We start from the raw sequence: 11,676 nt of genomic DNA on the forward strand, positions 1-11,676 counted from the left end.
ATTCGAGCACGTATGGCAGTCGCTGTGTTCCTGGATTTTTGCTGCGGATCAGGGCAGTGACCTTGAAGCGCAGCGCTGTCAGTCGCCAGAGCTACCGACGCCGAGAAGTATCTGATGCTGCTGTGGGCATTGATAGTCGTCAACACGTTGCTGACCGGAGCCGCCGTTGCACTGGTGCAGCGGCGCTCGCCCAATCATTTGCATCTGCTGTCACTGCTGTTGGTGAGCCTCTGGGTGGCCTATCCATTCAAGTGCGCATTGTTGCTGTTGGATCCGGATGGCTTCATGACGTTCACTCATGAGGTCGATGTTTTCAACTATGGGTTCGTGAACATTTACTATTTCGTCAACATGCTGGCCTGCATGGCTGCGGTGTTGCTGTTCTTGCCCAGGGAACAGCGGGATTTCACTGAGCGCAGCCGGGCCTTGCATCCGACCTTCTGGCTGTTGCTGATCTCGGTGGTATTGATCGTCGCCTACCGCGACATCTACGTGGAGTATTACCTCGACTTCTCGCTGGTGAAGAACGAGCTGCGTCGTAAATCGTTGGAAGCGCAAGTCGGCTACGGTTGGATCACGGTGCTGATGTTGTGGGGACTGCCCCTGGTTTATTTCACGCTGAGGTCGAATGCCAGCTGGCTGTTGCGCGCAGCGGCGGTGGGCGCCTTTCTCTCAGTGTTGCTCGTAGTCGGCTCGCGAGCGTATCTGCTTGGTGCCGTCTTGTTGGCATGTGTCGCGGCGATCGGATTCTCGGCAGTGCGGGCGTGCATCGTGCTCGGACTCCTGGGCATAGCCGCATCCGTGATTGGCATGCTGAGCTGGGCGGACGATAACGAGTTTCTGTTTTTGTTTGCGTTGCGCCGGTTCATGCAGACCTACGATGGCTTCGATCTATTCGCGGCCTATGTACAGAACCAGCAAGGTCAGCCGCTGCTGTGGGGCCAGACCATTTTCGAAGACATCTTCATTACCTACATTCCGCGCTTCATGTGGGAGGGCAAGCCGTTCCTGTTCGGCTCCAATGCGCTGGTAGCCTCGATGTTTCCGGACTTGTCGGATACCGAGGGTCTGATGGCAACCTTTCCGTCCGGCTTCCTGTTGGAACAGTTTGCGAATTTTTCGTTGTTCGGCGTGTTGTTTGCTTTCCTGCTGTTTGCGTTGTTTTCGCGGTTCCCGCGTCCTATCGGTTTCAAGTCCCGGTTCGTCTATCTGGGACTGTTCGCGTTTTCGCCCACCTTTTTCCGATCCGCGGCCTCGTTCATCACTTTGATGCTGGTACTGCTGTTGCTGGCGGTCATCGTCGACGTGCTCGAGCGGCTGCTGGACTATGCGCTGGGACTGCTCCGGCGATACTTGGCGAACACGCGACACGCCGGCCTGGTCGCCCGATGATCAAGGTGCTGGTGCTTTTTTCCGCCGCGGGCTTGGGCGGTGCCGAGCGTAGTCTGACTCGGATGTGCTTGGCGAACGCAGCGAACGACATCACATACCGACTTGGCACGGTGGACGGCGAGGGTGAGTGGACGCGCTGGGTGAGGACTCAAGGTATCGAGCCCCTGGTAGTTTCCTTGGCCGTGAACAGTCGTGTGCTCGGCAATGTTTGGGGGCTGCGTCGCCGGTTGCGAGATTGGTCTCCGGACCTCGTATATGCGGTCGGGCTTCGCGCCAGCATCGTCGTTCGCTTACTCAAACCGACGCTGCCCGGTCTAAAAGTGGTTCACGCCATACGCACCAGTTTTCCACCGGGCTCGGAGTTGGCGAGTCGCTATGGGCGCTCCGAACGATTGTTGCGCGGACTGACTGCTGCTTTTATCGCGAACTCGATTGCCGGCGCTGATTCGCTTGCCCGCATCGCTGGCGTCAAGCGCGCGTCCGTGCGTGTCATCCCTAACGGCATCGAAGTGCCACCGATGCCTTCGCAGCCAGTTCGCGAGCGTGCCAAGGTGGTGGCGGTCATCGCCAACCTGCATCCGTTGAAGGGACACCTGCCGTTTCTCGAAGTGATCGCCGCGGTGATTCGTAAGCATCCGGACGTGAAGTTCCTGTTCGTCGGTCGTGACGATCTCAATGGCGCGATTCAGCAAGCGGTGCTGCAGCAGGGGCTGGCGACGAACATTCGCTTCGAAGGATTTCAGGCGGACATCGCACCTTTCCTGGCGGCGGCTCGCATGCTCGTGCTGCCCTCGCGAGTGACCGAGGGAGCACCGACTGCTATCCTCGAAGCTCAAGCTGCAGCCTTGCCAACGATTGCTTACGCGGTGGGCGGCGTGCAGGAACTGATCCGCCGCGACGTGGATGGCTACGTAGAGCAAGTCGACGACGTAGACGGGATGGCCGGAGCCATCGTGGCGTTGCTCGACGATCCGATCAAAGCGGAGCAGATGGGGCTGGCGGCCCGCCGCAAGGTGCAGGAACAGTATTCTCTCAGCGCATGCGCCGAACGGCACGCTACCGTGTGGCGCGAAATCTGTGGGTGACCAGTGTGAGTGATCGAAACATCGACACGGCCGTCGTCGAAGACTTTGGGCTGGAATGGGAGAAGTTCGACCAGAGCGAGGTTTCTGAGGCCGAGCTGGAACGCCAGTTCGAACGTTATTTTGCGGTCTTCCCCTGGCAGTCGTTGCCGGCCCAGGCGCGAGGCTTCGATTTGGGGTGCGGCAGCGGCCGTTGGGCCAAGTTCGTCGCTGCTCGCGTGCATGAACTCACCTGTATCGATCCGTCTGAGCGAGCGCTCGCGGTGGCGCGTCGAAATCTGCAGAGTCGCCCCAATGTGATGTTTCATTGCGCTAGCGTCGATGCCGTGCCGCTCGCCGAGGGGAGCATGGACTTTGGCTATTCGCTAGGCGTCCTGCATCACGTTCCGGATACAGCGGCAGGCATTCGTAGCTGCGTTCGCCCGCTGAAAAAGGGCGCCCCGTTTCTGCTGTATCTTTATTACGGTTTCGATAACCGCCCGTGGTGGTTCCGGCTGCTGTGGAAGGCGTCTGACCTCGGCCGACTGGTCATTTCGCGGTTGCCCACCTTCTTGAAGCGCCGAGTATGCGACGTCATTGCAGTGTTTGTTTACTGGCCGCTCGCCCGATTCGCGCGGTTGGCGGAGAAGCTGGGTCTGGGAGTGGGTAGCCTGCCGCTCTCGCATTATCGCGCGATGAGTTTCTATACCATGCGCACGGATGCTTTGGATCGCTTCGGCACGCGCTTGGAGCAACGGTTTACCAGAGCGCAGATCAGTCAGATGATGACTGAGGCAGGCTTGGTTGAAATTGAATTCAGTGCCGATGAGCCCTATTGGTGCGCGGTCGGCATCAAGGCCTGATCGTAACTCTGACGCTAGCATTCGGTCCCAACAGTAGCTCAACTAACGATGTGCGGAATCGCCGGCTTCGTAAAACAAGGTGCTCAGGAGTCCAATCGCGCGACCCTGCGGCGGATGACGGACTCGCTGTCGCATCGAGGGCCGGACGGCTCGGGTGAGTGGCTCGACGCAGCGAGTGGCGTGGCCCTCGGCCATCGGCGGCTGGCCATTCTGGACTTGTCGGCGTTGGGCAGTCAGCCCATGCGTTCGCGTAGCGGTCGTTACGTCACCGTCTATAACGGCGAGATATATAACTTCGGTGCTTTGCGGGCGGTGCTGGAAGGGCTCGGGCACTCGTTCAATGGTCATAGCGATACTGAGGTCGCACTCGCGGCGTTCGAGCAATGGGGCATCGAGGCGAGCCTGCAGCAGTTCGTCGGTATGTTTGCGTTCGCTATCTGGGACGTGCAGCAGCAGGAGCTCACGCTCAGTCGCGATCGACTGGGCAAGAAGCCGCTCTATTATGGCTTCGTCGGCGGCGGGTTGGTGTTTGGCTCGGAGCTGCGGGCTTTACTGCAATTTCCTGGTTGGAACCCGGTAATCAGCCGCAGCGCTCTGACGCTGTACTTGCGCCACAACTGCGTGCCCTCGCCGTGGTCCATCTACGAAGGCGTTCATAAGCTACCTCCAGCGCATTCGCTGCGCGTCGGGTTGCGCCAAGGTAAGCCGGAACAACTAGCTCTGACGGCTTATTGGTCGGCGGCGGAACGACAGGCGCATGCCATCGACAATCCGTTCCAAGGCTCGTTCACGGAGGCCGTCGAGGGCACCGAGCAGTTGTTGAGCGATGCCACTCGCCTGAGAATGATTTCAGACGTGCCGCTGGGCGCGTTTCTATCCGGCGGCATCGATTCCAGTCTGATCGTGGCCTTGATGCAGGCGCAGAGTTCAGCTCGCGTGCGCACGTTTACGATCGGCTTCAATGAAACCGGCTACAACGAGGCGGCGCATGCCAAGGCCGTCGCGGCTCATCTCGGTACGGATCACACCGAGCTATACGTCAGTCCCGAAGATGCGTTGGCAGTGATTCCGCAGCTGCCGTTTATTTACGACGAGCCGTTTGCCGACTCCTCGCAGATTCCGACTTATCTGGTATCCGCCATGGCCAGGCGACACGTCACCGTTGCCTTGTCCGGCGATGGTGGCGATGAAGGCTTTTGTGGATACAACCGCTATGTGTGGTGGCGCCAGATCTGGGGTCGCACCTCGCGAGTTCCGAACTGGCTGCTGCAGGTGACGGCGCGGGGTATGCAGGGGTTGAGCGCCGCGCAGTGGGACAAACTATTGCGGGTCGTTTATCCGCTGCTGCCGCCGAGCCTGAAAATTGCGACGCCGGGGGATCGGCTGCACAAACTGGCCGCCGTATTGGCGATACGAGATCCGCAGGCGTTGTATCGCCAGCTGGTGTCTCATTACTCCTCGCCAGAACAGCTGGTGCCCGGTGCGACCGAGCCGGCGACCATCCTCAATGAAACATTCCGGATCGGCAACGATGAGGATTTCATCAACCGCATGATGTTGCTCGATACCACGACCTACTTGCCCGATGACATTCTGGTCAAAGTGGATCGCGCCAGCATGGCGGTTAGTTTGGAAACGCGCGCGCCGCTACTCGATCACCGCGTGCTGGAGTGGGCTTGGTCGTTGCCGCTGTCGATGAAGCTGCAGGGACATGACGGTAAGCGAGTGCTGAAGAGCGTGTTGTACCGTCACGTGCCGCGCGAGCTGGTGGATCGTCCCAAGACCGGCTTCGGCTTGCCGCTGGATTCTTGGTTACGAACGACCTTGCGCGACTGGGCGGAGTCGATGTTGTCACCGGCGCGGTTACGAGCCGACGGCTACTTTGCCGCTGAGCCGATCCAACGATTGTGGCGCGAACACCTGTCGGGAACGCGCCAGTGGCACTATCAGCTCTGGGACATCTTGATGTTTCAGTCTTGGTTGGATAGCGCACGTACCGCAAAGGCTGCGGCTTGAGTGCTGAAGTCCAGGACCGGAGCGTGCAGGGGGAGCAGACCAGTGCGACCCTGTCAGGTGCGTCCATCGCAGTGGTTTCCCGGTGTGCACGGACGCTGTTCAATTTTCGGCGCTCGCTGATCGGCGAAGCGCAGCGAGCCGGGGCACAGGTGGTCGCTTATGGTTCGGCCGGTGAAGGCTTCGAACAGCGCTTGCAGGCCGCGGGGATTCGCTTCGAACACATTCCAGTGAGCTGGCGCGGCCTCGATCCGCTAGCAGATCTCACGCTGTTGTGGACGATGGTGCGAATGTTTCGACGCAGCCAGCCGCATGTCGTGCATTCATTCACTATCAAGCCGGCGATTTACGGCACTGTCGCTGCGTGGTTGGCCAAGGTTCCGGTCCGCATCGTGACCATCACAGGCTTGGGCCACGCCTTCACCACGGCGGGGCCGCTAGTGCGCGGCGTAGTTACTCGTTTGTATCGTTTCGCGTTGGCTCGCGCCCAGATCGTGTTCTTTCAGAACCCGGACGATCGAGATCTGTTTCTACGGCTGCGGTTGGTTGCGCCGGCCGTGGCGCGCTTGATCCCAGGGTCCGGCGTAGATTTACAGCGCTTCGCGCCGGCGCCACTGCCGAGTGAAGCTAGAGCTTCGCCGCATTTTCTGATGATTGCGAGGCTGCTGCGAGAGAAGGGCGTACGGGAATTCGTCGAGGCTGCGGCTATCGTCAAGCAGCGGCATCCAGGCGCTGTTTTCACGTTGTTAGGTGGGGTCGATTCGCGCAACCCAAGTGCGCTGAGCACACAAGAACTCGCCAAACTGCGGGGTTCAGCTGCCGTTCAGTGGGTCGATGAAGTCTTGGACGTGCGGCCGCATATAGCTGCGGCAGACGTCATGGTATTGCCCTCGTATCGAGAGGGATTGCCGCGAACGCTACTGGAAGGAGCAGCGATGGGACGTGCTCTGGTAGCTACGGATGCCCCGGGCTGCCGAGAACTGGTGATTCCTGGCACGACCGGTTATCTGGTGCCGGTGCGAGACTCGGTGGCGCTAGCGCGCGCCATGCAGCATCTGTGCGAGCATCCCGGCGAGATTTCGGCAATGGGGCAGGCGGCCCGCCAGATGGTCGAGGCGACTTACGATCAGCGTGTGGTGGATTCGATCTGCATCCAGGCGTATGCGGAGCAACGGCGGAAAGTGCGCTAACGTCGACTTTTTTGCAGCGATCCCGCAGACTTGCGCTTTCAGCGGGTCCGGGCCGGACGTGAGGATATGCCCCAACAGCTGCTATTTCTCGAATTCAATGAGATCAATTTCGAAGACATCGAGTATTACTGCCAGCAGGGAGTGCTACCGAATCTAAATCGGCTCATCGCTAACCACGGCTGGACCAAGACTCGTTCCGAACAGCGCTATGAGGAATTGGAACCCTGGATTCAATGGGTGACCGCTCATACCGGCAAGAGTCTGGCGGAGCACGGTGTATTTCGACTCGGCGATATCACCAAGCACGATCTGCCGCAAATCTGGGAACGTTTGGAGGCGCATGGACTGCGAGTGGGTGCCATCAGCCCCATGAACGCCAAGCACCGGCTGCGTGCTCCCGCGTTTTTTGTTCCTGACCCTTGGACGCGCACCGAGCTGACTGCAAACGCACGTCTGCGCGGTCTCTACGATGCGATCGTACAAGCGGTAAATGACAATGCCGAGGCACGCCTGACGATACGTTCCGCTCGGCAACTCATACTCGGCATGCTTGCCTACGCGCGCGTTGCCAACTACCCATGGTATGCGCAGCTCGCGGCGACCGCTGTTTCTGCCCCGTGGCGCAAGGCCATCCTGCTGGATGTGCTGCTGGCCGATGTGTTTCTTGCGGAGGTGCGGCGCACGTCCCCGCACTTCGCGACGTTATTTTTGAATGCCGGCGCTCATATTCAGCACCACTATTTGTTCTCTGCCGCCAGTTATCGCGGTAAGAGTTCCAACCCGGCTTGGTATCTGCGTCCCGGCCGGGATCCGGTTCGTGAGGTCTACCAAGCTTACGATCGCATCCTCGGCGCCGTGCAGCGCGCCTTCCCGAATGCGCGATTGATGATCGCCACCGGTCTGCATCAGGAACCTCACGGCCAAGTTACGTATTACTGGCGATTGCGCAGACACTCTGAGTTCCTGGCGAGAGTCGGCATCGAGTTCCAGCGCGTCGAGCCACGCATGTCGAGAGACTTCCTGATCGTATGTAGTTCTTCGGCTCAAGCCGCGGAAGCAGGGCGACGGCTGGCGGCGGCAAAAACCGGCGAAGGCGTTGCTTTGTTCGAAGTCGACAATCGCGGTACCGATCTATTCGTGATGTTGACCTATCCAGGTGAGATCGCCGGCCGGCTGCAGTTCGCTATCGATGACCAGCTGCACTGGCTCGGCAGCGAAGATGTGGCATTCGTCGCGCTGAAAAACGGTGAGCACGACGGCGTGGGTTATTTCCTGGACTCCGGGCAGTATTTTCAAAAAGGCTCGGAGGCCGCTGCGTTCGCGCTCGCAGACATGCCCAACCGAGTGTTGGATGCCATGGGCATTGCACCTGGTGCTGCAGCTGCCAGCAAGAATTTGGACGCTGGTGCTTCAGCAGCTTTGACCGCATGAACTTGTGGCGATAGTGGCTACTGCGGTTGAGGTCGACTGTTTCCATCTGGCGACAAAGCTTGAGAAATCAGTGTCGTCGGGCTGACTTCGATATTTTCATTTATATCGGCTCAGTTACAATGGCTTCCCTCCGGCTGGGGGGATCAGAAGATGCCGCGCGATATCTTCGCTGCAGATGAATGCAGCCTCGGGCCAACAAGGACAATTTGAACGATCATGCCAGGGAAAATTTTAGGACTTGCGTTGCCACTGCTGGTAACCATCCTTTTCATGTTCGCGCTGCGCCCATTCGCTCGAAGCGTTGGCCTGATCGATCGTCCGGGTGGGCGCAAGATGCACATCGGCGAGATTCCGGTCATCGGTGGTGTCGCGATGTTCGCTGGCTTTCTGGTCGGTAGTTTGTACACGTACCAGACTTTCGCCGACTACCCTTACTTGGTTGCGGGACTGGCAGTCCTGGTATTCGTAGGTGTGCTGGACGATCGTTTCGATCTGCCGGCACCGGTGCGCTTCATTGGCCAGACCTGCGCCGTGCTGCTCATGGTGGGGGGCGCCAATCTGGTGGTGGGTAACATCGGCGCTGTGTTCTTCGGCGATGTGGTCGAGTTGGGTTGGTTCGCCGACCTGTTCACCATCACCATCGTGGTGACGGCCATCAATGCCTTCAACATGTTCGACGGTAGCGACGGTGTCGCCGGCATTCAGGCGCTCATGGGCTTGGTGTTCATGGGCGCGGCGTGCGTGTTGGGCAATTACATGGCGCCCATCCCGCTGATCATCAGCATGATCGGCTGTCTGGTCGGATTCCTGATTTTCAATTGGCCCTCCAAGCGAACCAAGTCGGTGCGTGCTTTCATGGGCGATGCCGGTAGCACCATGCTCGGCTTTTTGCTGGCGTGGGTGGCGATCGATCTGTCGCAACGGCAGACGGGAGTGTTCAGCCCGGTGGTGGTGCTGTGGATCTTTGCACTACCGATTTTCGACCTGTTCAGCAGCATGGTGCGCCGAGTCTCCAATGGTCTGTCGCCGTTTCATGGCGACTCACATCATTTGCACCATGTGTTGCGCAGGCAGGGACTGAGTTCGCGCAAGGTAGCGCAGACCGTACTGTTTGGCTCGGCGTTAACTGCTGGCATCGGCTTGGGTGGCTATCATTGGCACGTGCCCGATGGCGCGCTGTTTTTCGGCTGGTTGGCTGCCGGGGTCATTTATCACATCATCTTCGGCATCGGCTTGTTTGCCGGACGTAAACAAGCGGCGGCCAGCAACCAAGAGCGGCTGGTAGGGTCTGCTTATTGGACCTGGAAGCAGCGGCGCCGCTGACGCTGCCAGACCGCCAATCTGGTTTGACAGCACCGCCGGCGCACCCCATCCTGGCCGCGACAGGCGTACTCCGATCAACGATTGCAGGATTCTGGTCCGAAATTGCTAGCGTCGAGCCGGCGGTCGGCGATACCGCGCCTGATGTTAGGAAGTAGGGGGCTCGCTTGCGATCGTTGTCTCGCCCCAAAAAGCGCTTGATCATGCTCACGGCGGATGTGCTGGGCATCCCGCTGATGTTGTGGATCGCACTGAGCCTGCGCTTGGGGACCGTTCATCCGCCGTTTAGCGGCATCGAATGGCTGTATCTGGCATCGCTGCTGACCAGCGTGCCGATTTTTCTGCGCATGGGCCTGTATCGCGCAGCGCTTCGTTATCTGGGACACAAGGCCGTGCTGACGGTGCTGACCGGCGTTACTGCGTCGGTGGTGTTGCTCGCGATCGTTACTTTAATCCGACCGCAGCCCACGGTGCCGGTCTCGGTGCTGCCGATATATTGGGCGTTCGCGTTGCTCTACGTGGGGGGCACTCGATACGTGATGCGCAGCTTGCTCAATCTGCGCACCCATGACGGCGCACCCCGGGTTGTGATCTACGGCGCCGGTGAAGCAGGGCAGTTGTTGGCCGCCGCTTTGTCTCAAAGTGGGCGTTACCAGCCGGTGGGCTTCATCGATGACAACGTGGCGTTGCAAGGAGGCATCGTCCATGGTTTGGAGGTGTTCGCACGCGCCGCCCTGCCGAAGCTCGTCAGGCATGAAGCGGTGGGAGCGGTGCTGCTGGCCTTACCCTCGCTGACGCGCGGTCGACGTCAGCAAATCATCAAAGCTATCGAGCCGCTGTGCCTCATGGTGCAGACGGTTCCAGACCACAACGACATCGTCGCTGGCACAGCACCCATCGACGACGTGCGTGACGTGCATCCCGGCGATCTGTTGGGACGTGATCCGGTGCCACCCGACCACCAACTGCTGGACGCGTGTATTCGCGGCAAGGTGGTGATGGTCACGGGGGCGGGCGGTTCGATCGGCGCAGAGCTGTGTCGACAGATCGTGCGTTTGCAGCCGTCGCAGTTGTTGCTGTTCGAACTCTCCGAGCTGGCTTTGTACAACATCGAGCGCGAGCTGCGCGCCATGCTGGCATTGGAGAATCTCAGCGTCGATTTCGTCGCCTTGCTCGGCAATGTGCATCACGGCCAACGATTCAAGGAACTGTTGCAGCTGTATTCGGTGCAGACCATCTATCACTCGGCTGCGTACAAGCATGTGCCCATCGTGCAGCAGAATATGATCGAAGGTGTTTACAACAACGTCTTCGGTACCTGGCATGCAGCCGCTGCGGCGCTGGAGGCGCGCGTCGAAACCTTCGTGCTGATTTCGACGGACAAGGCGGTGAATCCGACCAGTGTCATGGGCGCGACCAAGCGTTTCGCGGAGTTGGTGCTGCAAGGCTTGCAGACGCGTGCCTCACACACACGCTTTTGCATGGTGCGCTTCGGCAACGTGCTCGGCTCTTCAGGTTCGGTTGCGCCGTTGTTCCGCGAGCAGATCTCCCGGGGTGGGCCGGTGACGGTGACGCATCCGGAGGTGATGCGGTATTTCATGACCATTCCCGAGGCCGCGCAGTTGGTGTTGCAGGCAGGCTCCATGGGTAAGGGAGGCGACGTGTTCGTGCTCGACATGGGCAAACCAGTGCGTATTGCCGATCTGGCCAAGCGCATGATCAATCTAATGGGCCTCACCGTGTGCAACGAGGAGAATCCCGAGGGCGACATCGAGATCGTGTACACCGGGTTGCGTCCCGCCGAAAAATTGTTCGAAGAATTGCTCATCGGTACCAACGTTACCGGCACCCAGCATTCGATGATCATGCGAGCCATGGAACACTCGCTACCCTGGCATCAGGTGCAACAGGTGCTCGACGACATGTCGCAGGCGTTGAGTCGATTCGATTGCGAGAAGGTCCGCCAGCTGCTGATGCAAATCGTGGCTGAATACAAGCCTACCGGCGACATTCACGATTTGATGTGGAGCCGAAAGCTGGCCTTGGCTCAGGCGGAGTCCAACAATGTTACTGCGCTACAGAGCCGGCGCCAGCGCGCCAGCGCGCCACCGCAGGGGCCCACTGGGCATTGAGCGCTGCTGCCGGGCATCGTCTGCAATCTGAGGCAGTGCATTCCATCAATACTTCTGGGACAATTCGTCGTCATCAAATGCTTGGCGTCCACGAGCTGAAGCGGCAGCGTCCCGGACCACGCATTACGCAATAAATTACTTCCAATGCGCAAAGGAATCATTCTTGCCGGTGGTGCCGGTACTCGCCTGTATCCGTTGACATTGGTCACCAGCAAACAGCTGCTGCCGGTCTACGACAAGCCCATGATCTATTACCCGCTGAGCGTATTGATGC

Annotated in this window: 9 protein-coding genes; all 9 read left to right on the forward strand. The window is 59.4% G+C overall.

Annotation, left to right across the window (positions count from 1 at the left end):
* Positions 1-114: 114 nt before the first annotated feature.
* Positions 115-1,392, forward strand: a complete 1,278-nt coding sequence (locus JNL55_RS12875) for a hypothetical protein (protein ID WP_293853474.1) — start codon at positions 115-117, stop codon at positions 1,390-1,392.
* Positions 1,389-2,477 (forward strand): glycosyltransferase family 4 protein, encoded by a 1,089-nt coding sequence (locus JNL55_RS12880; RefSeq protein ID WP_293853476.1) that lies wholly within the window; start codon positions 1,389-1,391, stop codon positions 2,475-2,477. The genes JNL55_RS12875 and JNL55_RS12880 overlap by 4 nt, the downstream gene beginning before the upstream one ends.
* 5 nt (positions 2,478-2,482) lie before the next feature.
* Entirely contained in the window at positions 2,483-3,316 is an 834-nt protein-coding gene (locus tag JNL55_RS12885; RefSeq protein WP_293853478.1) for a class I SAM-dependent methyltransferase, read from the forward strand.
* A gap of 48 nt (positions 3,317-3,364) precedes the next feature.
* Positions 3,365-5,332 carry an asparagine synthase (glutamine-hydrolyzing) gene (gene asnB, locus JNL55_RS12890; RefSeq protein WP_293853481.1) on the forward strand — a complete coding sequence of 656 codons (1,968 nt, stop codon included), beginning with the start codon at positions 3,365-3,367 and terminating at the stop codon, positions 5,330-5,332.
* The gene (locus tag JNL55_RS12895) at positions 5,329-6,519 is read left to right on the forward strand and encodes a glycosyltransferase family 4 protein (RefSeq protein ID WP_293853483.1); all 1,191 of its coding nucleotides are present in this window, start codon (positions 5,329-5,331) and stop codon (positions 6,517-6,519) included. The genes asnB and JNL55_RS12895 overlap by 4 nt, the downstream gene beginning before the upstream one ends.
* 66 nt (positions 6,520-6,585) lie before the next feature.
* Complete coding sequence (locus JNL55_RS12900) at positions 6,586-7,950, forward strand: hypothetical protein (protein WP_293853485.1); 1,365 nt, start codon at positions 6,586-6,588, stop codon at positions 7,948-7,950.
* A 270-nt stretch (positions 7,951-8,220) separates the two neighbouring features.
* Positions 8,221-9,273 carry an MraY family glycosyltransferase gene (locus JNL55_RS12905; RefSeq protein ID WP_293853487.1) on the forward strand — a complete coding sequence of 351 codons (1,053 nt, stop codon included), beginning with the start codon at positions 8,221-8,223 and terminating at the stop codon, positions 9,271-9,273.
* A gap of 164 nt (positions 9,274-9,437) precedes the next feature.
* Positions 9,438-11,402, forward strand: a complete 1,965-nt coding sequence (locus JNL55_RS12910) for a polysaccharide biosynthesis protein (RefSeq protein WP_293853489.1) — start codon at positions 9,438-9,440, stop codon at positions 11,400-11,402.
* A 144-nt stretch (positions 11,403-11,546) separates the two neighbouring features.
* On the forward strand, positions 11,547-11,676 hold a 130-nt coding region (locus JNL55_RS12915; protein WP_293853492.1), incomplete at its 3' end, for a sugar phosphate nucleotidyltransferase.

Source organism: Steroidobacter sp. (genome assembly GCF_016790065.1).
Lineage (GTDB): Bacteria > Pseudomonadota > Gammaproteobacteria > Steroidobacterales > Steroidobacteraceae > Steroidobacter.